The sequence below is a fragment of the Synergistota bacterium genome (assembly GCA_021159885.1).
Classification (GTDB): Bacteria; Synergistota; GBS-1; order GBS-1; family GBS-1; genus AUK310.
Window position 1 is genome coordinate 1 of sequence record JAGHDO010000029.1, and the last position, 22,029, is coordinate 22,029.

The 22,029-nt window shown below is 44.8% G+C and carries 21 protein-coding genes; 4 read left to right on the forward strand and 17 right to left on the reverse strand.

Translation table 11 applies throughout. The features are described from left to right. Positions 1-126: 126 nt before the first annotated feature. Genes J7M13_02525 through J7M13_02540 form a run of 4 tightly spaced genes read right to left on the reverse strand, consistent with a single transcriptional unit; the run spans position 127 to position 3,534 of the window. Positions 127-999, reverse strand: a complete 873-nt coding sequence (locus tag J7M13_02525) for a methylenetetrahydrofolate reductase (protein ID MCD6362864.1) — start codon at positions 997-999, stop codon at positions 127-129. Continuing rightward, positions 974-1,657 (reverse strand): methylenetetrahydrofolate reductase C-terminal domain-containing protein, encoded by a 684-nt coding sequence (locus J7M13_02530; protein ID MCD6362865.1) that lies wholly within the window; start codon positions 1,655-1,657, stop codon positions 974-976. Before J7M13_02530 ends, J7M13_02525 begins: the two co-directional genes overlap by 26 nt. A gap of 17 nt (positions 1,658-1,674) precedes the next feature. Further along, positions 1,675-2,769 carry a 6-phosphofructokinase gene (locus tag J7M13_02535; protein ID MCD6362866.1) on the reverse strand — a complete coding sequence of 365 codons (1,095 nt, stop codon included), beginning with the start codon at positions 2,767-2,769 and terminating at the stop codon, positions 1,675-1,677. An 18-nt stretch (positions 2,770-2,787) separates the two neighbouring features. Continuing rightward, positions 2,788-3,534, reverse strand: a complete 747-nt coding sequence (locus tag J7M13_02540) for an epoxyqueuosine reductase (GenBank protein MCD6362867.1) — start codon at positions 3,532-3,534, stop codon at positions 2,788-2,790. A 69-nt stretch (positions 3,535-3,603) separates the two neighbouring features. On the opposite strand from J7M13_02540, the gene J7M13_02545 reads away from it, so the two are divergent. Next, complete coding sequence (locus tag J7M13_02545; GenBank protein MCD6362868.1) at positions 3,604-4,068, forward strand: arginine decarboxylase, pyruvoyl-dependent; 465 nt, start codon at positions 3,604-3,606, stop codon at positions 4,066-4,068. Then, positions 4,059-4,892: an agmatinase gene (gene speB / locus J7M13_02550; protein MCD6362869.1), complete on the forward strand. Its 834-nt coding sequence runs from the start codon at positions 4,059-4,061 to the stop codon at positions 4,890-4,892. Before J7M13_02545 ends, speB begins: the two co-directional genes overlap by 10 nt. On the opposite strand, the gene J7M13_02555 is transcribed toward speB, so the two are convergent. The 4 genes from J7M13_02555 to J7M13_02570 are packed head-to-tail and all read right to left on the reverse strand — an operon-like array spanning position 4,867 to position 9,197. After that, positions 4,867-6,321, reverse strand: a complete 1,455-nt coding sequence (locus tag J7M13_02555; GenBank protein MCD6362870.1) for an amidohydrolase — start codon at positions 6,319-6,321, stop codon at positions 4,867-4,869. The two genes, speB and J7M13_02555, sit on opposite strands and share 26 nt — an antisense overlap. Next, positions 6,318-7,136: a polyamine aminopropyltransferase gene (gene speE / locus J7M13_02560; protein MCD6362871.1), complete on the reverse strand. Its 819-nt coding sequence runs from the start codon at positions 7,134-7,136 to the stop codon at positions 6,318-6,320. The genes J7M13_02555 and speE overlap by 4 nt, the downstream gene beginning before the upstream one ends. 13 nt (positions 7,137-7,149) lie before the next feature. Beyond that, positions 7,150-8,205: a DUF763 domain-containing protein gene (locus tag J7M13_02565; GenBank protein MCD6362872.1), complete on the reverse strand. Its 1,056-nt coding sequence runs from the start codon at positions 8,203-8,205 to the stop codon at positions 7,150-7,152. A gap of 2 nt (positions 8,206-8,207) precedes the next feature. Then, positions 8,208-9,197 (reverse strand): ABC transporter ATP-binding protein, encoded by a 990-nt coding sequence (locus tag J7M13_02570; GenBank protein ID MCD6362873.1) that lies wholly within the window; start codon positions 9,195-9,197, stop codon positions 8,208-8,210. A gap of 103 nt (positions 9,198-9,300) precedes the next feature. On the opposite strand from J7M13_02570, the gene J7M13_02575 reads away from it, so the two are divergent. Together J7M13_02575 and J7M13_02580 are read left to right on the forward strand one after the other, a co-directional pair. Then, the gene (locus J7M13_02575; protein ID MCD6362874.1) at positions 9,301-9,777 is read left to right on the forward strand and encodes a GNAT family N-acetyltransferase; all 477 of its coding nucleotides are present in this window, start codon (positions 9,301-9,303) and stop codon (positions 9,775-9,777) included. After that, positions 9,767-10,813, forward strand: a complete 1,047-nt coding sequence (locus J7M13_02580; protein ID MCD6362875.1) for a M20/M25/M40 family metallo-hydrolase — start codon at positions 9,767-9,769, stop codon at positions 10,811-10,813. Before J7M13_02575 ends, J7M13_02580 begins: the two co-directional genes overlap by 11 nt. Here the strand turns inward: J7M13_02580 and J7M13_02585 are convergent. Genes J7M13_02585 through dnaX form a run of 9 tightly spaced genes read right to left on the reverse strand, consistent with a single transcriptional unit; the run spans position 10,800 to position 22,028 of the window. After that, on the reverse strand, positions 10,800-11,876 hold the full coding sequence (locus tag J7M13_02585; GenBank protein ID MCD6362876.1) for a C4-dicarboxylate ABC transporter: 1,077 nt from the start codon (positions 11,874-11,876) through the stop codon (positions 10,800-10,802). The two genes, J7M13_02580 and J7M13_02585, sit on opposite strands and share 14 nt — an antisense overlap. Further along, entirely contained in the window at positions 11,870-12,250 is a 381-nt protein-coding gene (locus tag J7M13_02590) for a helix-turn-helix transcriptional regulator (GenBank protein ID MCD6362877.1), read from the reverse strand. The genes J7M13_02585 and J7M13_02590 overlap by 7 nt, the downstream gene beginning before the upstream one ends. Continuing rightward, a complete protein-coding gene (gene mutM / locus J7M13_02595; GenBank protein MCD6362878.1) occupies positions 12,238-13,044 on the reverse strand; it encodes a DNA-formamidopyrimidine glycosylase in 807 nt (268 codons plus the stop codon). Before mutM ends, J7M13_02590 begins: the two co-directional genes overlap by 13 nt. 22 nt (positions 13,045-13,066) lie before the next feature. After that, on the reverse strand, positions 13,067-14,812 hold the full coding sequence (gene pyk, locus J7M13_02600; protein MCD6362879.1) for a pyruvate kinase: 1,746 nt from the start codon (positions 14,810-14,812) through the stop codon (positions 13,067-13,069). Between the two features lie 21 nt (positions 14,813-14,833). Next, on the reverse strand, positions 14,834-15,793 hold the full coding sequence (gene pfkA / locus J7M13_02605) for a 6-phosphofructokinase (protein ID MCD6362880.1): 960 nt from the start codon (positions 15,791-15,793) through the stop codon (positions 14,834-14,836). Further along, positions 15,789-16,028: a trp RNA-binding attenuation protein MtrB gene (mtrB, locus tag J7M13_02610; protein MCD6362881.1), complete on the reverse strand. Its 240-nt coding sequence runs from the start codon at positions 16,026-16,028 to the stop codon at positions 15,789-15,791. Before mtrB ends, pfkA begins: the two co-directional genes overlap by 5 nt. A 21-nt stretch (positions 16,029-16,049) precedes the next feature. Next, positions 16,050-19,433: a DNA polymerase III subunit alpha gene (locus J7M13_02615; protein MCD6362882.1), complete on the reverse strand. Its 3,384-nt coding sequence runs from the start codon at positions 19,431-19,433 to the stop codon at positions 16,050-16,052. After that, positions 19,426-20,424, reverse strand: coding sequence for an SDR family NAD(P)-dependent oxidoreductase (locus J7M13_02620; protein MCD6362883.1), 999 nt, complete (start codon positions 20,422-20,424; stop codon positions 19,426-19,428). The genes J7M13_02615 and J7M13_02620 overlap by 8 nt, the downstream gene beginning before the upstream one ends. Then, positions 20,421-22,028, reverse strand: a complete 1,608-nt coding sequence (gene dnaX / locus J7M13_02625; protein ID MCD6362884.1) for a DNA polymerase III subunit gamma/tau — start codon at positions 22,026-22,028, stop codon at positions 20,421-20,423. The genes J7M13_02620 and dnaX overlap by 4 nt, the downstream gene beginning before the upstream one ends. Position 22,029: the final 1 nt, after the last annotated feature.

The following is a 22,029-nucleotide window of genomic DNA, read 5'->3' on the forward strand; positions in this document are numbered from 1 at the left end:
TACATGCACTGTGATGAAGGGAGAACTCAGCCAGATATTAAACTTGGTCAAAGAGATACACGAAGAGCTCATGAAAGAGGATATACCTCTCTTAGTGTGGGAGCTGAGAGCTGGAGAGTTTAAAGCCTAAAGCATATCAAGAAGCACGGGAATGCTCTTTTCCGCACCTATAGCCATTATATGAACGCCGTGAGCCAAGCCATATTCTCTTATCTTCTTTATAAACTCAGCAGATATTCTTAGCCCTTCCAGCTTGGGATCAGGAGCGATCTCAAGACGATATAGAATTTCCCTCGGAACTTTAACACCGGGGATCACTTCGCTAACGAATTTAGCGGATTTAAGGCTGCGCAGGGGTATTATCCCAAATAGAATTTTCACATTGAAATCAGACACAGCCTTTGAAAAATCTTCAGCGACTTTAAGATCATATACCGCCTGCGTCTGAAAGAATCGAGCGCCAGATTCTATCTTTTTTTCCATCTTTATCAACTCTACCTCTAATGGAGAAAAATTAGGATTCACGGTAGCTCCGAGATAAAAACGCGGCGGCTCTCCCCTAAGCTCGTTTCCGCTTAAATCCTTCCCCCTCATCAGCGAGGATGCTGCAAGAAGAATTCCAACAGAATCAAGATCGTAAACGGGCTTGGCCTGGGGATTATCCCCAAGAGTGGGATAATCCCCGGTTATAGCTAAAATATTTCGAACCCCAAGCGTATAAGCGCCAAGAAGCTCCGACTGTATGGCTATTCTGTTTCTGTCCCTTCCCGTCATTTGCATAACAGGCTCCGCTCCCTCGCTTAAAATAGCAAGGCAACCAGCAAGAGAAGAAAGTCTCATGGAAGCACCCTGACCATCCGTAACGTTAAAAACATCTATCTCTCCCTTAAGAAGCCTCACTATCTCCCTGAAACGGGTTAAATCAACTCCTTTAGGAGGACCAACTTCCGCGGTTATGACGAACTTTCCTTCATTAAGAAGCTTTTGAAGGTACGTCATTTACAACACCTCTCCGGAAAGAATATTTGCCGGGCTTAACCCTCAATGAGTGATCAAGCGGTGGAATTATCTTCCTGAATTCGTCAAGTCTCCCCATCTTTTTGAGCTTCTCGTATATCTCAAGCCATATGCATTTCATCTCAGGATTAGCCTCACAAAAGCCATCCTTAGCCCCACCACAGGGACCGTTAACCATCCCCTTAGGACACCGAGATATAGGGCACAAGCCCACACCGCTCGTAAGGAGACACTTTCCGCACTGGATGCATCTTTCCTCAAAGACTCCAAATCTCTTTATCTCACCAAGGAAAAGAGTATCATTCGCCGGGAAAATCGGCAGATCCTCAAGTATCTCTGCCAGAGTTTGAAGACCGTTGCCACAAGCCATACACAAAACGGCATCACTCTGAGAGATCTCTTGAGAGAACTTCCTTAAATCCCTCCTACTTTTTTGAAGATTGCAAACGGGATCGAGAACCACGGTTCCGGTAACCGTCTTGCCAACAGCTTCTAATTTCTCTTTCATAGCTTTAACTTCTTCTTCTCCGCCAGTTTTACAGGCGGTGGCACATAGACTACAGCCAACCAAGAAAACCCTATCGTATCCGCTAAGCTCCTCTGCTATCTCCTCAAAAGGTTTCTGCTTTGTTATTATCAACGCTTACAGCTCCTTTCCTAATCGCCGAAAGATACTCCAACCGCACGTGCGACCCTAACAAGCTCACAATCAGGGGGAACGAGCTTAATGTGCTCTACCGCTTTATCAAGCGGAACGGAGGAAATCTCCCCACCTTTCAAGCAAACCATCTCCCCGAATCTTCCTTCAACAGCAAGCTCAACGGCTTTAACCCCAAAGCGCGTCGCTAAAACCCTATCGAACGGCGTGGGAGACCCTCCCCGCTGGAGATGCCCCAGAACCGTGACTCTCGTTTCAAACTCCGTCATTTTTTCTATCTTATCGGCAACATACTTTCCTATGCCACCAAGACGCACCGGATCAGGGCTTCCCTCAACAACCTTCTGAACTACCATATCCCCTCCCTTTTCGCGAGCTCCCTCCGCAACCATAACAAGGCTAAACTTCTTCCCCTCTTTTTCCCTTTGTCTTATCTTCTCGCAAATCTTCTCAAAATCAAAGGGAATTTCCGGTATCAGGATAATATCAGCACCCCCCGCTATGCCTGCGACGAGAGCTATCCAGCCAGCATATCTTCCCATAACCTCCAGAACCATTACCCTATGATGCGATTCCGCCGTAGTATGAAGCTTGTCAAGAGCCTCGGTCGCCGTTAAGACTGCAGTATCAAATCCAAAGGTTAAATCGGTTGCCTCAAGATCGTTATCTATGGTCTTGGGAACTCCTATAACGGGCATACCCTTCTTCCAAAAATCAAGGGCTATCTTTAAACTACCATCTCCTCCAACGACGATGAGAACATCAAGTTTATACTTTCTGAAGTTCTCCATAGCCACATGAGACATGTCTTTATAAAGAACCCTACCCTCCTCAAGAACGGGAAAGTGAAAAGGATTATCCCTATTGGTCGTTCCAAGCATCGTGCCACCACGAGGAAGTATACCGGAAACATCACTTGGTGTTAAAGGCCTTATTTCCCTCTTTACGAGCCCCCTGAAGCCGTTTTCTATTCCCCAAACCTCGATGTTATATTTACCCACAGCGCTCTTAACAACAGCTCGAATAACCGCGTTTAAACCCGCGCAATCCCCTCCTCCAGTCAATATACCGATTCTTTTAACTCTATCGCCCATTACAGGAATACCTCCTTCTCAATCCGGGATAGCAAGAGCACACGGATAAGTTATACATTTCCCGCAGATATCTGTCGTTGGCATATCTTTGAAATAAGCATCAACCTCAAGACAGTGCTCATAGCATTTAAACCGATCAAATCCCTCAGGCTTAAGAGCGCTCACTGGGCACCTCCTAATACAGGAGTCGCAGGGACGTCCTCTCTTGTAAAGGCAGTAGTCATACCCCGGCCTCTTATCTGGTTCCAAGAACGCGCTTGTTATAACCGAGTTGAGTCTCCCTCCACAGCCCCTCTCGGTTATAAGCATATTATTGATCCCAAAGGTGCCCAAACCTGCTATAAATCCAACGTGCCTATGAGACCATGAGCTTATGAGCTTTGTTTCATCGAAGTTATGGGTAGGCTTCACAGGAACTCCGCGAAAGCCCTTTTCCTCAAGTAGAGAAACCATCTTACCAGCTATTTTAGAAAGAAGCTCATTAGTTTCAACGTAAGCCACCGCCCATTCGCGAGAGGAATAAAAGCCTCCCTGATTGCTTTTTACTATTTCCTCAGCAAAAGGAATGAAGAAAACAATTATACTTTGAGCTTCATCGAGCAACTCCCTCGGCATCAGATGAGATGGGAAAACTCTCTCAAGTTCAAGCCACATGGGATCTGAAACAGACGCTACTTTCAGAATGGGCTCTCTATAGACGGTCTTTCCCTTCCACGCCCTTACCTCCTCAATCAGCAAGCCCTTGAGTTCTTCCTTTAACTCCAAGCCTATCCCCCCTTGAAGGAGATTATACCATTTAATCTGTGGTAAAATTACTCCTCGGAGGTGATCAAATTGCTAATCATTCCCAAAAAGGCAACATTAGTTATAGGAAAAGGCGAGGGGAAAACTCATTTAACCGCCTTTGATAAGGCGTTGCTTTCCGCTGGTATAGGAAACTATAACCTGCTTAAGGTAAGCAGTATCCTTCCACCCCACGTTGAGATAACGGAAGAGTTTTCCATTCCACTGGGGGCACTGCTTCCCATAGCTTATGGCAGTATATCAAGTGACAAGCCTGGCGAAAAGATCACAGCAGCTATAGGAATCGGTATACCTGAAAATCCAGAGGAAGTAGGCATGATAATGGAGTTCACGGGAAAATGCTCAAAAGACGAAGCTATAGAAATAGTAGAGGGGATGGTCAGAGAATCGTTCGAAATGAGGGGGCAAGCCCTCAAGGAAGTAAGAAGCAAAGCTATCGAGCATGTAGTTGAAAGAATAGGGTGTGTCATAGCGGGAACGATACTATGGGGTTAAAATATATGGGAGCCTCCTCACACCTGAGAGGCTCCCGAATAGTTCTATGGGGAATTCCCTTAGATGAAACAACAAGCTTTAGAAGAGGAACTTGCTTTGGACCTGAGAGGATAAGATGGGCTTCTTATGGGCTCGAGACCTATTCACCTCTCCTCGATGCAGATCTGAGCGATATCAGCTTCTTTGATGCGGGAGATATAATCCTACCACGGGGAAAACTTGAAGACAGCCTTAAAAGAGTGGAAAAGCTCGCCTTTGAGTTCCTTAAGCGAGGATATAAGCTAATAGCGCTTGGAGGAGAACATCTTATATCCCTCCCCTTAATTAAAGCGGCATTTAAGCTCATACCAGATTTAAAAGTGGTTCAGCTCGATGCTCATGCCGACCTTCGCGATATCTACCTTGGAAATAAGCTTTCACATGCAAGCGTTATAAAAAGGATCTGTGAATTTCTACCAGCCAAAAACATCTATCAGATAGGAATAAGATCTGGAACGCGGGAGGAATTCGCTTTTGCGAAGAAAAACACTAACTTCTTCCCCTTCGATCTTAAAAAAGCGCTTGAAGCCCTGAAAAAAATAAGAAAAGATCCCCTCTATCTCACGATTGATATAGACGTGCTCGACCCAGCTTTTGCTCCGGGCACCGGAACCCCGGAGCCCGGAGGAATCACCCCAAGAGAGCTATTTGATTTCCTGCTATCGCTAAAAGGATTTAACATCATAGGCACCGATATCGTAGAGATATCCCCACCTAATGATGTTTCAGATATAACCTCTATTCTCGGAGCAAAGCTCGTTAGGGAAATACTCTTTCGCCTTTAAAGTAAGTGGCCTTTACCTCCTTAAGATCAGGAGACACGACAGCAAAATTAGCTTTCATGCCCTCAGCGATATCCCCTAACTCTTTTTCCCTAAAAACGGCATATGCTCCATTATATGTAAAGAGCTTAACCGCGTCATTGAAATTAAGTCTCTCGTCCTCATTGGGAAGGTTCATAGCCGACCTTATCCCAAGCAGCGGATCCAAGGGAGTGACATCGCTATCAGATCCCCCTGCTACCACGATTCCCATCCTCACCATCGTCTTAAGGGGATTTGTCCTTCTCCATCTCTCCCCAAGGCGCTTGGCATACATTCCCTCGCTTCCTCCCCAAAGAGTCTCAAATGTTGGTTGAACGCTAACTACGATTCCAAGCTCAAGCGCCTTTTCCAGTCCTCCGGGCGGAGGAAGCTCAAAATGCTCTATCCTATGCCTGTGATCTTCCTTGGGTTTCTCCTTTAAGATCCTCTCATAGCACTTTAACGCAAGATCTATAGCCCTATCTCCTATGGCATGAACCGCTATCTGAAAATCATAGCCATGCGCCTTCGAGAAGAAGTTGTAGAGCGTTTCTTCAGAGAAATATAATCTACCATAATTATCGGGATCATCACTATAGGGCTCAAAAAGGGCTGCGGTTCTCGAACCAAAAGAGCCATCTATCACCACACATCCTCCTATTCTCCTAAAGCCCATTTCCTTCACTTTCTCTACATCGGTGAACTGGGGAAAAATTACGACCTCGAGCGGTAGCTTATCCTTCATTTCCAAAAGCATCTTTAGCGCTTTATCGCTAAACCACTCGCCTCCCTCGAGCGCATTAACTAATGTAAGCCCTTTAGAGATCGCAAGCTCGCTTACCCTTTTTATTCCCTCTTCTATCATCTCATCAGGGATAGCTTCCCAAAACTTAGCTCTTATCATCTCATTAGCTTCAGCCTTAAGCCATCCTTCCGACAAGCCCTCAAGATCATCAGGAAGATCAAGTAAATCGATGGCTTTATCGTTAACGAGGCAGGAGTGATGATCTATCCTTAGAAGCATTACCGGGTTCAAGGGAGACACATCCGAAAGCTCCTTTCTCGTGGGAATAGAACCATCCTTAAACTTGGTTTCATCCCAGCCTATACCCCATATCCACTCACCGCTACTTTTTCTTTTAGCCTCCTCCCTCACTAAATCAAGGAGCTCTTCCTTACTACTTACCCCCTTAAGGTCGAGAGCCAAGCTATCTACTCCTGTAGCAGTGAAATGAGCATGCGAATCTATCAATCCCGGAAGAATATAATTCTCTCCATAGTCATAAACCTCACTCATATCCCTTTCCTCAAAGGGAGGTTCATGCCCAACCCAGACTATCTTACCTGAGTTCACGATAAAGGCTCTGCACTCTCCTCTCGTTGTCCAAACCCTTCCCTTAAACAGTTTCAAAGCCCTATCACCTCCCTCAAGAAAGAAGAAGTCATTGAAGCCAAGTGAACCTCAGGCGTGTAAAGCCTTGTATTTAGCTTAGGAGATCTTCTAAAATTTAAAGGATCTATTCTCTTAGACCCTAAGCTGAACGTCCACAGCCCCCCAGGATATGTAGGAACGACGGCCCAATAAATCGCAGAATGGAGAAAAACCTCCTCAAGATAACGCTTAACACTCCTAATAAGATTCCGCATTATGTATGGGCTTTCCGTCTGAGACGAACATACGCCGTCATCACCGAGGATGCGAAATACTCCAGAGAAAAACTCCTTGCTAAAAAGCTTTTCAGCGAAGTCATAGGGATCAGTGGAATCAACTATAACTACGTCAAACTTCTCGTCGCTTTCTTCCACAAACCTCACTCCATCTTCAAAAAGAAGCTTAACCCTTTTATCCTCAAGCCCTGAAGAAACCCCGGGAAAATATTCTCTACATATTTCAACTACCCTCTTATCTATTTCTACCATAACGACTTCTTCAACACCCCTGTGCTTTAATATCTCTCTAACGCTTCCTCCATCTCCTCCACCTATAACAAGTACCCTTTTAGGATCAGGATGAGTAAACATCGGAACGTGAACAAGCATCTCGTGATAAAAGAATTCATCCCGTTCAGTAAGCTGAAGAGCACCGTTCAATACGAGTGCCTTTCCATAATTTTCGGTCTCAACAACCGCTATTTCCTGATAATTACTTCTTTCGAAATGTAAAACATCAATAACCCTAAGAGAACAAATCTGTCCCTCTATTCGGTCGCTTAACCAGAGCTCCATTTTACACCACCCTTCAGGAAGAAATTAAGGCTAGTTTCCTAAGCATCCTCTCCTTATCGCCTCGGCTCAGCTCGGCCCTTCTCACTATATTTTCAAGTATGGATATCGTCCTGTCATAGGTTTCCCTATCCACAGGGAAAGGATGTCCATCCTTCCCCCCGTAAGCGTAAGTATACCTCACAGGATCCTTGTAGCTTGGCGCCCTGCCAGTTAAAACCTCAGCGGTTAGGGAGAGAGCCCTAAGCGTCTTAGCTCCCACTCCCTTTAGTAAAAGAAGGTCTCTAAACTCTCTAAATTCCATTCCCTTAAGCTCCTCAAATTTCCTTAAGAAACGCTTTGCATCCACCTCCACATGCGAAACCATGTGATTCTCCTGCATAAAAAGCCTTTTTATCTCACTGGAACTGGCATTTACCAACAGATTCAGTATAGCCTCCCTGTTTGAAGCGCTTTCAGATGAAACGAGATTCAAGACCTTCCTATGCCTCACGGGAGAAGCTATACCAGAATGAGGATCGTTAACGAAGTCCTTAGCTGAAAAGGATAACCAATGATATCTTCTTGCGTATCCAACCACGGCGTTCATTCCCTGCTGAACTATACTCCAGTTTCCCCGAGCATCAAAGAAAACAACATGATGGTAAAGAGTATATCCATCCTGCAGAGCTGAGTTATCTATCTTGGCTGTAAGTCTGCTCGCCAGAATAAGAGCGTCACCGTTTAATCCGACAATATCCGACCAACGGGCTATCTCCTCAGGTGTTTTAAGTGCCCTGCTTGCCTTACCCCCAGCGATAAAAAATCCGAGGAACTTCTCTCTCCCCCTTAATCCCTCTTTCATAGCCCCACATAGCGTAGTTGTTAAACCGCTCGAATGCCAATCAAAACCGAGAAGACAGCCAAAGGACTGAAACCAGAATGGATCTGAGAGCCTTCTTAAAAGCTCCTCCGTTCCATAGAGCTCTATCATAGCCTCTATGAGAAGAGCAGAAAGCTTCTTCATTCTGTCGAAAAGCCATCTCGGAGCCTTACCATCGTGCAGAGGAAGAAAAGCCTCACCGGTCCTCACGATCAGATCTCACCCACCCTGTGACACGCAATAAAGTGCCCGCCTCCCACATCTCTAAAAGCAGGCTCTTCCCGAGAGCAGCGCTCTATCGCAAACGGACAACGAGGGTGAAACCTGCATCCCGAGGGAGGATTCAAAGGACTCGGGACATCCCCATGTAGAATTATCCTTTTACCCCTCTTCTTGGGATCTGGATGCGGAACGGCACTTAAAAGGGCTCTCGTATACGGATGGAGAGGTTTCTCAAATAACTCTCTCTTTTCCGCCTTCTCCACTATCTTACCAAGATACATAACGGCAATCCTGTCACTTATATGTTTAACCACAGAAAGATCATGAGAGATAAAGAGATATGTTAAACCATACTCCTCCTGAAGGTCCTTAAGAAGATTTAACACTTGGGATCTAACTGAAACATCGAGCGCGGAAACTGGCTCATCGCAGACTATAAACGAGGGCTTTAGCGCTAAAGCCCGAGCTATAACGATCCTCTGCCTCTGCCCCCCGGAAAACTCATGGGGGTATCTATTCAAATGTTCTTTAAGTAATCCCACTCTCTCCAGGACTTCACCTACGATGGCGTAGGCTTCCCTTTTACTACTCGCAAGTCCATGTATTAGTAATCCCTCTCCTATGATCTCCCTAACACGCATCCTCGGATTTAAGGAACTATATGGATCCTGAAATATAATCTGTATTAATCTCCTTATCGATCTTATTCCGGAAGAGCTAATGGAGGAAAGCTCTACCTTTCTATCTTCATTCAGCTGAAAGAATATCTTTCCAGCATCAGGTGGAATAAGCTTAAGAAGCGTTAATCCAAGGGTGCTCTTGCCGCAACCCGATTCTCCCACAAGTCCAAGGGTTTCTCCTTTTTTTATAAAAAAAGTCACCCCATCAACCGCTTTTACCCAACCAGCCACTCTTCTAAAAACTCCCTTAAAAACCGGAAAATACTTTTTTACGCCTTCAACCTCTACGAGTTTTTCCATAAACTCCCCTCCTACTTCACGAGGAGTATGTTATAAAATACTTTTTAGCTTCGTTCCCTATAATACCACTCTTCTTCCAAAATTAGAAGGAGGCGCGGGAAAGATGGATATAAGAACCCTCAAGGAAGCGGAATTTAAAGAGCTACTTCCAAAGCTTACCGAGCTGTACATAGACGCATATAAGCCCCTTCCAGAATATGGTTACCAGAAGAAAGCCGAGGCAAAGAGATATCTTAAGTGGCTTTATAAAGGAGATCCCAAAGGTTTCTTTGTAATGTTTGAAGGAAATAATCCAATAGGCTTCATATCCTGTCATAAGGATTGGTGGGATTCAAAGCTCGAAAAATTTGTCGGAGAGATACACGAATTTGTAATATCTCCCTCGTTTCAGGGAAAGGGGCTTGGAAGAAAGCTTTTCGAAAAGGGAATTGAATACCTGAAAGAAGCTGGAAAAGATACCATAGGTCTCTGGGTAGGAGAAGATAACGAAAAGGCAAGAAAGTTTTACGAGAGAAGGAATTTTCAGTACACCGGAAACTGGGGAAAATGGAGGAGGATGATAAAGAAATATGACGATTGAGAGACTACTTTCTGAACTAATATCGATACAGAGCGTTTCAGGGAGTGAAAAGATAATTCAAGAAAGGATCGGGGAATATCTGGAAAGATTTGGCTTTAACGTTAAACTTGAGAATACCCTGCCCGGAAGACCCAATCTTTACGCCATGAGAGGAGACTCAAAGATACTTATAGCTACACATTGCGACACCACTCCAGCATGGGAACATCCAAACGCTTTCTCACCCGCAGTCAGGGGAAAACTAATCCACGGAAGAGGTGCAATCGATGCAAAGGGACAAATTGCATCTCTAATCAAAGCGGTAGAGGAATGCGATTATCCCTGTGATATAGCTATCTTTGTGGATGAGGAAAGAGAAGGAAAAGGATCAAAGCTCTTCTCACCGAGTAAAAGCTACTCTGGAGCGATAGTTCTTGAACCAACAAATCTTAAGATAGCCCCCGGTGAGGCAGGTGGAATAGGACTTGAAATAGAAATCGCAGGCATTCCCGCCCATGGGGCAACGCCCTGGGCAGGCAAAAACGCTATCGAGAAAGCATTTGATTTATACGGCAAAATTAGAGAAATTGCGCTCTCTCAAAAAAGAGACCCGAGATATCCTCCTCCCTGGATAAACCTCGGCAGAATTGAAGGAGGGGAGGACAGCTACCTTGTCCCAGCAATGTGCACTATGGCTCTCGACATCGCAGTGCTTCCGGGAAACAAAGCCCTTGATCTTTTACAAAGAATTGAACCCCTTCTTAAGGGAACAAAATATAGAGTAACCGAGCTTGATGATCCTATAGAAATCTCGGAAGAGCAATTTCCTGTACCACAGCTTAAGGAAGCAACCAAAGCAGCCGGAATAGAACCCGCTCTCAGCTACTTCACATCCTGGAGCGATGCACACAACTTAAGCGCTAAAGGGATGCCTTGCGCTATATTTGGAGCGGGAAAACTGGAACTTGCACATACTCCTTATGAGCATGCAAACCTCGAAGAGCTTGAGACACTTAAGGAAATTTTAAAGCAGTTTCTCAAAATTAATGCGCTTTAAACAGTGCTCCACTCCATGCAGCTTTCATCGTTTTTAAGAATGTCATTCCCCAGAATATGAGAAGAAGAACATAAAGAAAGATTCCAAAGGCTTTAACAGCACCTAAGCTTAGTGAACTGGAAAGCATGAGAGTCGCTGAAGTATAGGCTCCTAAGGGAAAAGTAAAGGCCCACCAGCTCATGGCATATGGAAGAGCGATTTTAAAAAGATAATAGAGAGTAAGAACAAAGCTTATGAAAAACCAGAATACACCAAAGCCCCAAAAGGCCACCGAGAAAAGGTAAACCACGCCTTTAAGCGCTGAAAAAAGCTTTAGGAACGCAGGAGCGTATTTCGAAGCTTTAACGATATTGTTTAGAGAAATTATCCCGACTCCAACGGGTCCTAAACCTATCCACATGGTAGCAGCTAAGGTCTTCGGGGGAAGCTCATGGTATATAAAGCGATGAATCAGGGAAGCGTTTAAGAAAAGGTAATAAAAGAAGCCTATTCCCCAGGATAGCAAGCAAAAGAGAAGCGCATACTCAGATAAGAAGGAGCTACCCCAATAGGGAACGAGGATTGCTCCGCTTGTGGGAACCACTATAGCTCCAACCGGTGGTATCAACCACCCGCAATTTGCATGACTCATGTCTATCTCGGTATGCAGGAAAACGAGAATAGTAATGAGAATGCCAAAAAATATGGTACCTATAGCCCCAAAAAGCCAGAGAGGCTTAGCCCATGATATGATATCACCCGTGTTCCAGAGATCCTTCCCGACAAGAAGCAAATTCGACGCGAGAACAAGGGCACCTATAGGAACGGTAGGGAAAAAGTGAGCTATAACGGGATGCTTAAGATGCTTCTTCACCGCTTCAGGATAAATCAGAAACCTCAGGCTCCATATAATAAAGATGACTATAAAGAGAATAAGGTTTAACAGGAGAAGTGCATAGGCAAGCGTCTTTAAGCCAAGCTGATAACTTGTTATGGAAGTTATACCGGTCCCCATAACGGCAGCTCCCCATGCAGGCGAAAAATTACGAATAACGTCCCTCCTATCTCGCAATTCTTTCAGCATACCTGAGCTCCCTCCTTTACCTCGTTCGAGATCTCATTCAAAAGCTCCATAATATAAGGGGGCACGCTCAAGGAGTAGAAAACCATCGTGCCCTCTCTCCTTGATTTAACCAAGCCAGCAGATCTCAAGATAAAGAGATGCTTAGAAACATTGGGCTGGGATTCGCCCAGGGACTCTGCTATTCTGCAAACGCACTCTTCCCCCTGCTTTTTCAAGCAGAGGAGGATTTTCAATCTTTTTTTGTCGGAAATCGCTTTAAGAATTGATACAACCTTTTCCAGCTCGTCCATGACTGCATGAGTATATAACCAAATAGTCATAAAGTCAAGAGCAGAAAAACTTCTAACCTCTACTTCCCCTCCTAAAGCTGGCATTTAGGACAAAGATAGGTGCCTCTTCCGCCGACCTTAATCTTGATTATTTTAGTCCCACAACGGGGACAAGGACTGCCTTCCCTACCATGAACTTTAAGATATCTCTCATAATCACCTATCTCTACATCATCCACTCCCAAGGAGGTATATTCTCCCACACCATTGTGCTCAAGCGCTTCACTTAAGACATCTCTTATAGAAAAGTAGAGTTTATCTATTTCAGAGGCTGAAAGCGTTCTCGCACTCCTTTCGGGATGTATTCCCGCCCTGTAAAGAATCTCATCAGCGTAGACATTCCCAATCCCAGCTATAAAAGACTGATCCATAAGAAGAGGCTTTATCTTCTTGGAAGTAGCAGAAACCCTCCTTCTAAAGTCCTCGGGGAGAAAACCCTCATCGAGCGGTTCGGGTCCCATGTTCGCTATAGTCTTAACTTGATTTAGATCGTCAACAAGCTCAAGCGTTGCCATCCTTCTCGGATCTCCAAAGAAGAGACTTTTACCGCTTCTGAACTTCAGCGCTATCCAGGGATCAACAAGCTCACCGCTGTCCTCACCGTAAACGAGCTTACCACGAAGCCTTAAATGAAAGACAAGCTTTCTTCCAGATGAGAGATCAAAGTAAAGATGCTTTCCTCTCCTGCCAACAGAGAGAACGCTTTTCCCCTTAACGAGCTCTGGCTTAATCCCGATAAGCTTCGAAGAATCGTATATCTCAACATCTCTTATAACCTTATCCTTTATAAGGCGCTCGAGCTTTCTACGCAAAACTTCAATTTCAGGAAGCTCTGGCAATCCTAGCTACCCCCTCCCCTTACTAAATCAGCTTCACCTCTCCTTCATAAACCACCCCTCGCTCTCCATCAATGGAAACAACCATACCATCCCTCAACACAGAAAGTGCGTTCTCCGCGCCGACTATAACCGGTATCCCATATTGCAAACCAACTATCGCAGCATGAGAGGAAAGTCCTCCTTCTTCGGCTACCACTCCAACAACCTTATCCATTATAGGAATGTATTCGCTGTCTGTCTGCCTCACCACGAGTATTGATCCCTTTTCAACCTTGTTTAGTGCATCTTCAGCAGTTGGAGCTAAAATCACCTTACCTATAGCCTTTTTCTTCCCTATTCCAACGCCCTTTATGAGTATCTTAGCAATCACATGAACCTTTATTAAGTTTGTGGTGCCGGGAATACCCACAGGAACTCCAGCAGTTAAGACCACTACATCCCCTTCACTCAGATATCCCGCTTCAAAAGCCTTCTCCACGCTCGTCTCAAGAAGCTTATCGGTGCTTTCCGTTGGCTCTATCCTAATCGGATAAACTCCCCACGTTAAGAGAAGCTCCCTTATGGTTTTTAAAGAAGGAGTTGTCGCTATAATAGGACAGCTCGGGCGATATTTCGCTACCATCCTCGCGGTTGATCCCGATTGAGTAGCAGTTATTATTGCGGAAGCTTTAAGATCCTTAGCTATGGTGCAGGTAGCGTGGCTAACCGCATCGGGTATAGAGGAGGAGATGAAAACGGAAAAGCTCCTTTCTTCTCGAAGGATCTCCTCTTCCGTTTTCTCTATTATCTTCCTCATCATTCTAACAGCTTCAACGGGATATTTTCCTCTCGCCGTTTCCCCAGAAAGCATAACGGCATCAGCCCCATCAAAGATGGCATTAGCAACATCGTTAGCCTCAGCTCTCGTAGGACGAGGATTATGTATCATGGATTCGAGCATCTGAGTAGCAACTATAACAGGCTTACCTACTTTTCTACAGGCGTTTATAAATCTCTTCTGTAGCAATGGAACCTCCTCGGGAGGAAGCTCAACACCAAGATCTCCCCTCGCAACCATTATTCCATCCGATACCTTAAGTATATCATCGAAGTTGTTTACCGCTTGACGCGTTTCTATCTTAGCTATTACTTTTATACTGTTATTGGACTCCTCAATTATTCTCCTAACCTCAAAGATGTCGCTCGCCTTTCTAACGAAAGATATAGCAAACCAATCTATCCCGTTTTCAACGCCCCATTTGATGTCGCTTATATCCTTATCCGACAGGGAAGGAAGCGACAAATCCACACCAGGGACGTTAACGCCTTTTCGCTCACCAAGCTCTCCTCCAACTATAACCTTACAGTAAACATCTCCATCCTTAACCTCAATTACCTCAAGCTCTAAACTACCATCATCTATGAGAATCCTATCACCCGGCTTTACATCTTCAGCCAGCTCACGATGATTTACGGATATTCTATTTTCATCGCCTTCTATGTCCTCGGATGTTAATACAACAGTGCTACCTTCCTCCAGGTAGACTATCTTGTTTTTGAGCCTCCCCGTTCTTATCTCAGGTCCCTTGGTATCGAGCATTACCGCAACAGGTATTCCAAGCTTTTCCTCAAGCGATCTGACCATCTTAAGAGATCGTCCATGAGTTTCATAAGTCCCATGAGAAAAGTTTAGACGAGCTATATTCATGCCTTCCTTTATCATCGCAGATAAGGTCGATTCATCATTAGACGCAGGACCAAGGGTAGCTATAATCTTTGTTCTCTTCAAGCTAAAGCTCACCTCCCTAAATCATATACTTAATATCCCCGCTAATCTATATAGCTCAAGATTAAGTTCTTTCTTATTTTCCCAAGCATAAGAGATATCGTGAACGGATTCTCTGTTGCCTTCCAGTCCAACCATTTTCCCCCCAATTCCCTCTATGATAAGCTCAACCGCTTTAGCTCCAAGGCGACTCGCGAGTATCCTATCGAACGCAGTTGGGGAGCCTCCTCTCTGAATATGACCGAGAACGACAACCCTCATTTCATATCCCGTTTGATCCCATATCTGATCCCTTATCTCTGCAGCAGAAGCTACTCCTTCAGCAACCACAATTATGCTGTGAGTCTTGCCCCTCCTATAACCTCTTCTAAGCCTCACGCAGATTTCCTCTATATCGTATCCCATCTCTGGAACAAGTATGGATTCCGCACCGCTCGCAAGACCCGCCATAAGAGCTATAAAACCTGATCTTCTTCCCATAACCTCTACTATAAACATTCTCTCATGGGATGAAGCGGTATCCCTAAGCTTGTTTATAGCCTCAACCGCCGTGTTAACAGCAGTATCAAAGCCTATGGTGTAATCCGTGCCAGCTATGTCGTTATCTATCGTCCCAGGAACGCCTATGGTTAATATTCCCCTTTCATAAAGGGCTTTAGCTCCCCTAAAGGATCCGTCCCCTCCTATGACGACAAGGCCATCTATTCCAGCTTCTCTGAGCTTAGAAACAGCTTCCTCAAGTCCTTCCTCAGTTTTGAACCTCTCCGATCGAGCGGTTTGAAGGATGGTTCCTCCTCTCTGGAGTATTCCTCCAACGCTACCTAAGCTCATCTCAACGAAATCTCCCTCCATGAGTCCCAAATAGCCTCTTTTTATACCCACTACCTCAAGCTTGTGGTATATCGCCGTCCTCGTAACCGCTCTTATAGCGGCGTTCATACCGGGGGCGTCTCCCCCGCTTGTTAAGACCCCTATCCTCTTAATCTTCTTCCTCACCCGCTATCACCGTGCCATACTTGCACATGACTTTAGCTCTGCCCCTCACCTTTATAGCAGACGTATGCTCCGTAAACTGAGCTATTAAAACTTCTCCCTTATCAAGCTTCTCAGTATGATGAAATCTCGTTTCCTCACCGCGGGTCAAACCTATAACAGACACACCATTTTCCAAAGCCTTAACCAGTATAAAATCCGCTAATACTATAGAGCTGTCCTTCATTAAAACCCCCCTCCTCCACCTTTAGAATCTTATTGATATTTCCCCTTTATTGAAAATCCTTCCTATTTCCTCCCGGAGCTCCGGGCTTGGAGAAACCCTATAGCGCGAGCTTAAATCCAAAACTACCCTACCACAAGTATCTTTAACTTCCATAAGCGTTCTGCTTCTACCTTTGTGTTTTCTAAGAAGATTTTCAAGCTCAAAGAGCTTTTCCCTATCAACGAGATTAGCATCCACTGATATCCAGAAACAAGGATCAAAATGCTGTGAAGCTTCCTCTATTGGAACGACTTTAGACCCTATAACGCGAGTCTTATCACCGCTCCTGTCAATCTCTCCCTCTATTAGCACCACTTTTCCCTTGAGGAGAAGCTCCATTTCCCTCTCTCCAAGTTTTCCGAAAAAGACCACATCCATCGATCCATCAAGATCCTCAAGAGAAACTATAAGCACACCTCCTCCCCTTGCTCCCTTTCTCCTCGAAACCTTGGTTATAACCCCCCCCACTACTACTCTTCTTCCTCCCCGTATGGAAGACAGCCTCTTGCTCGTCGCCGTGGCGTACTTAAACAGCTCATCCATCCATCTATCAAGAGGATGACAAGTTATATAGAAGCCAGTTACTTCCTCCTCCCAGGAAAGAAGCTCATCGACGCTCGGCTCAGGAACATCCGGAAACGAAAGCTCAAACATTGATCTTTGGAAAAGAGAGCTTTCATCCTCACCAGCGGAAAGAAGGCTTGGCAGCAGCTTAAGCTTTTGAGCTCTCGATCCTGGCATGGAATCAAAGGCCCCAGCCTTTATCAAGCTTTCTATTACTCTGCTATTTACCACCTTGAGGTTAACTTTCCTACAAAAGTCCTGAAAGCTTTCAAACCTACCTTTCTTCTCCCGAGCTCTTATTATCTCCGATATAGCGCTCTCTCCCACGTTTTTAACTGCAGCGAGCCCAAACCTTATGCCCTCCTTTGTGACCTTAAAACCAGTATCGCTTTCGTTAACATCGGGTGGTAAGATCTTTATTCCCTTTCTACGAGCCTCTCTTATGTAAAAAGCGATCTCTTCCACCCTGTCCATCTTACTCGAAAGAAGCGCTGCCATAAACTCAACGGGATGATGTGTTTTAAGATAGGCGGTTTGATAGGAAACGAGAGCATAAGCAGCGCTATGCGATTTATTAAATCCATAACCCGCAAAGTATTCCATCAGATCAAATATCCTCTCGGCATCAGCTTTTGAAACCCCCCTCTCGACAGCTCTCCTGACGAATTCCTCTCTCATCTTCATCATGGTTTCAGGTTCTTTCTTCCCCATTGCTCGCCTAAGCAAGTCCGCTTCTCCAAGCGAAAAACCAGCCAAAACTGCAGCTATCTGCATGACCTGCTCCTGATATAAAATAACTCCATAGGTTTCTCTCAATATATCTTCAAGAAGCGGGTGTGGATAAGTTATGGGAGCAAGTCCACGCTTTCTCTGTATGTAATCATCTACCATTCCGCTTCCCAAGGGGCCCGGTCTATAAAGAGCAAGCACCGCTATTAAATCCTCAAAGCAATTAGGTTTCAAGCGCTCAAGGAGTCTCCTCATGCCGTCACTCTCAAGCTGGAAGACACCCATAGTATCCGCCCTTTGAAGCAAAGCGTATGTCTTTTCATCATCAAGGGGTATCTCTTCAAGCTTTATCTCTATCCCTTTACTACGCTTAATGTTCTCAATCGCATCGCTAACCACAGTTAGCGTCCTTAACCCAAGGAAATCAACCTTAAGCAAACCCAGCTTCTCCAATGGTTTCATGGAATACTGAGTAACAATCGAGCCATCCGACATTCTCTGAAGAGGAGTAAACTCCGTTAAAGGAGCAGGTGCGACTATAACGCCTGCTGCATGCTGAGAAGCGTGCCGCGGAAGCCCCTCTATTTTCTTAGCAACTTCTATAAGTCTGGCAATTTGTGGATCTTCCCTTACCCTCCTCGCAAGCTCGGGGCTCTCCGAAAGAGCATCATCTATCGTAACCTTGGGACCAAATGGAACCAGCTTAGCGATTTTATCGATCTCCTTATAAGGCATTCCTAAAACCCTGCCAACATCCCTTATGGCTCCACGAGCTGCCATAGTACCGAAGGTTATTATATTGGCAACTCTATCTTCACCATACTTTCGCCTGACATACTCTATAACCTCATCTCTTCTTCTATCACAGAAATCTACATCTATATCTGGAGGAGAAACTCTCTCCGGATTCAGAAACCTCTCGAAAAGAAGACCATAATCAAGCGGATTGAGGTTCGTTATTCCAAGGAGATAGGAAACAAGACTGCCTGCAGCAGATCCCCTACCAGGACCCACTGGAATCCCCACGCTCTTAGCATAGTTTATAAAGTCCGAAACTATCAGAAAATATCCAGAATATCCCATCTGCTTGATAATCTCAAGCTCATAACGCATCCTGTCAAGCACGTGAGAGGGGGGATTCTCCCCAAATCTCCTTCTTAATCCCTGTTCGCAGAGATAGACTAAATAACCATGAAGATCGTATCCCTCGGGAACATCATACTTCGGAAGGTGAAGCTTCCCAAACTCCAGCTTAAGCTCACACCTTTCAGCTATAGCCACAGTATTCTTAAGCGCCTCAGGAACTTCCTTAAAATCCTCTTTCATTTCCTCACAGCTTTTAAAATAAAACTCATCAGTGGGAAAGCGAAGACGTTTCTCATCCGAAAGGTTAGTATTAGTCTGAACACACAAGAGTATCTCGTGCCAGAAAGCATCCTCGCGATCCATATAGTGCACATCATTGGTTGCAACCAGCGGAATCCCCGTTCTCTTGCTTAGAGCGATTAGCGCTTTGTTAACTCTGTCCTGCTGAGGCATACCGTTTTTCTGTATTTCAAGATAGAAATTCCCCTTACCGAATATCTCCTGATAATAGAGGGCTAAGCTCTCCGCCTCTTCAGATCTTCCCGCTAATATCAGAGACGGAATATCGCCCGCTATGCAACCGCTTAAGGCTATCAAACCTTTGCTATACTTTTCAAGAAGCTTTCTATCTATACGAGGTTTATAATAAAAACCCTCAATGTGAGACAGCGTAACCAGCTTCATGAGGTTCTTATAGCCTTCTTCATCTCTCGCTAAGAGTATGAGGTGATAAAGAATTTGATTTTTTACCCCTTTCTTCCTGTAATCATCGGTGGTTATGTAAACCTCACAGCCTATTATAGGTTTCACACCTTCAGACTGACATGCCTCATAAAAATCTATGGCGCCATATAAAACCCCGTGATCCGTTATCGCAACGGCGGGCATACCTTCTTCTCGAGCCCGCTTGGCAAGCTCCTTGACCCTACAGGCTCCATCAAGAAGACTGTATTCGCTATGAACATGAAGATGAACGAAATCACTCATATTCTCCTTCTCTCTCCTTCCACCACTCCTCAAGCATCTCTCTTATTTCAGGTTTAGATAGAAACACATCCTCGGTAAAGACCGCAGGTTTACCCTGCTTATCCGAGAGTATATAAAAATTATCGAGTTCCCTCAACTTTACTATTTCCTCCTCGGAAAAAAGCTTCTCATCTATCTTCTCCCCGACTTCCATTCCAACAACCTCTATCTTTATATCCTTTGGAGAATATCCACATCTCGGAGCAAAGAGCTCTATCATTACCTCTGCGAGATCGTAGATCCAAACCTTTGGCATTTTAAGAATGAAAACCTCCCCACCCTTGGTTAAAACAGCAGACCTCAGGACGAGATTAACCGCTTGAGGAAGGGTCATCATGTATCTCCTCATCGAGGGATGGGTTATAGTAATAGGACCTCCCTTTTTTATCTGCTTGAGGAACTTAGGTATAACGGAACCTCTCGATCCCACAACGTTTCCAAATCTAACTACCGAAAACATAGATTTTCTTCTTCCTTTATATTGATTTGCGGATATTGTTATCCTCTCAGCAAGAAGCTTAGAAGCCCCAAGCGTGGTTGTAGGATTAACCGCCTTATCTGAACTTACAGTAATGAATACGGACACGTTTCTCTCTAACGAGACCTCTATGAGGTTTTGAGTTCCAATAACGTTAGTTTTTACACTCTCAAATGGATTATACTCACAGAAGGCCACATGCTTAAGAGCGGCAGCATGAAAGACCACATCTATATCTTCGAGAGCCCATCTCAATCTCTCCTTATCCCTTATGTCTCCGATAAGATATCTAACTCGCTCCTCCTTCCCAAGCTTCTCCCTAAGCTGAAAAAGCTTGTGCTCGTCTCGAGATAGAACTCTGACTACCTTAGGATCAAGCTTAAGAAGCTGAAAAACAAGCTCTCTTCCTATTGAACCCGTTCCTCCACTGACAAGTATTCTCTTTCCTCTAAAAAATGACCTTAAGTCGCTCACCCTTCCTCACCAGACTCCCTATCGATCTCAACTACCTCCCCTCCAAAGAGGCGAAGTATCGTCTGAAGTGTTGGATGTTCCATTATATCAGAAGGCTTTTCTTTCTTCTCTTGAGAAGAGCTTGCAAGTATCTCCTCCCCAGCCTTCTGCTCAATCGCAGTCATCGAGATCGCAAGTTCAACATCGTCACCAAAGACCTCCTTAGCCACTTCTTTCAAAATAGAAATATTCTCCGGTTTTCTTATCTGCTCATAGTGGAATTTCAGTTCCGGAGAGAACTCTATATACAGCTTGCCATCCTGAAGCCTTCTATCGGCATCCATCAAAAAAGCATAGAGAGAAATTTTCCGCCCCTTAAGTCTGCTTAAAAACTCACTCCATTTATCATCCTTCTGAGAAGAAGCTTTCTCTACCTGAGCTACTTCTTCAGCTTCCGGAGATTTCTCCTCCACCTTCTTGAATTCTTCGACTTTTTCTTTCTCCCTAACCTGTTCAGCTAAAGCAGTACCTCGCTCCTCTCTAAGCTTCTTCCTTAGGTCGAGAAGAAACATCTCGAGCATCTTAAATGGAGAAGCTCCCTGTTTAACTCTGTCTCCTCTTCTCTCCAGGCTATTTAAAGCAAACCATAATAAATCCTCATTCCAAAAACCGCTTTCTGAAGCGTAGAACTTTACCTCTTCTGATGAGAGATTTAAAATCTCTGAAGCCCTTGAGGACAAGCGAAAAAGCCATATCTTTCTGAAAATATCAGCGAAGTCCTCAAAGAGATAAGGAACCATAACTCCCCTTTCCTTAAGAGATTTCAGCCAGCTAAATAACCCATCCCAGTTTCCTTCCCTTATTAGAGAGACCCTCTCTCTAATCTCCGTATTCGAAACTATTCCAAAGCTCCTTTCGAGAGATTCCAACGTAATATTTTCACCAAGCGTTAAAAGCTGTTCCAGTAGAGAAAGTGCATCTCTCATAGAGCCATCAGCTCGCCTTGCTATCTCAAGAAGAACATCTTCTTCAACATAAACATTCTCACTCTCCGCAACTTCGCGTAGCTTAGAAACCATATCGGACGGCTCAAGTGGTTTAAAAGCAAGGAACTGACATCGAGATCTTATCGTCAAAGGAAGCTTATGTGGCTCGGTCGTGGCAAGAATAAATATCACATGAGATGGCGGTTCCTCAAGCGTTTTCAGCAGAGCGTTAAACGCCTCGACAGTAAGCATGTGAACTTCGTCAATTATGTAAACTTTATACCTACCCTCAACGGGAGCCAGGTTCACCCTCTCCTTTAAAGCTCTGACCTCGTCAACTCCCCTATTGGATGCCCCATCTATTTCAAGGACATCAAAAGAGCTCCCCTCGGTAATTTTTTTACAGATGGAACACTCATTACAGGGTTCAACACTTGGCCCCTTCTCACAATTCAACGCCTTTGCAAGGATTCTCGCAACCGAGGTTTTTCCAACCCCACGAGGTCCCGCAAAAAGGTATGCATGAGACACCCTCCCATTCTTAATAGCGTTCTGAATTATGCTTACTACTACTTTCTGCCCAACTACTTCGGAAAACCGCTGAGGCCTCCACTTCCTGTAAAGGGCAACGTAAGACATC

Excerpts from the sequence above, each read along its gene's own strand:
- J7M13_02525 (MCD6362864.1), bottom strand. The coding sequence starts at position 999 with ATGACGTACCTTCAAAAGCTTCTTAATGAAGGAAAGTTCGTCATAACC.
- J7M13_02535 (MCD6362866.1), bottom strand. The coding sequence starts at position 2,769 with ATGGGCGATAGAGTTAAAAGAATCGGTATATTGACTGGAGGAGGGGAT.
- speB (MCD6362869.1), top strand. The coding sequence starts at position 4,059 with ATGGGGTTAAAATATATGGGAGCCTCCTCACACCTGAGAGGCTCCCGA.
- speE (MCD6362871.1), bottom strand. The coding sequence starts at position 7,136 with ATGGAGCTCTGGTTAAGCGACCGAATAGAGGGACAGATTTGTTCTCTT.
- J7M13_02570 (MCD6362873.1), bottom strand. The coding sequence starts at position 9,197 with ATGGAAAAACTCGTAGAGGTTGAAGGCGTAAAAAAGTATTTTCCGGTT.
- J7M13_02575 (MCD6362874.1), top strand. The coding sequence starts at position 9,301 with ATGGATATAAGAACCCTCAAGGAAGCGGAATTTAAAGAGCTACTTCCA.
- J7M13_02580 (MCD6362875.1), top strand. The coding sequence starts at position 9,767 with ATGACGATTGAGAGACTACTTTCTGAACTAATATCGATACAGAGCGTT.
- J7M13_02585 (MCD6362876.1), bottom strand. The coding sequence starts at position 11,876 with ATGCTGAAAGAATTGCGAGATAGGAGGGACGTTATTCGTAATTTTTCG.
- J7M13_02590 (MCD6362877.1), bottom strand. The coding sequence starts at position 12,250 with ATGCCAGCTTTAGGAGGGGAAGTAGAGGTTAGAAGTTTTTCTGCTCTT.
- mtrB (MCD6362881.1), bottom strand. The coding sequence starts at position 16,028 with ATGAAGGACAGCTCTATAGTATTAGCGGATTTTATACTGGTTAAGGCT.
- J7M13_02615 (MCD6362882.1), bottom strand. The coding sequence starts at position 19,433 with ATGAGTGATTTCGTTCATCTTCATGTTCATAGCGAATACAGTCTTCTT.
- dnaX (MCD6362884.1), bottom strand. The coding sequence starts at position 22,028 with ATGTCTTACGTTGCCCTTTACAGGAAGTGGAGGCCTCAGCGGTTTTCC.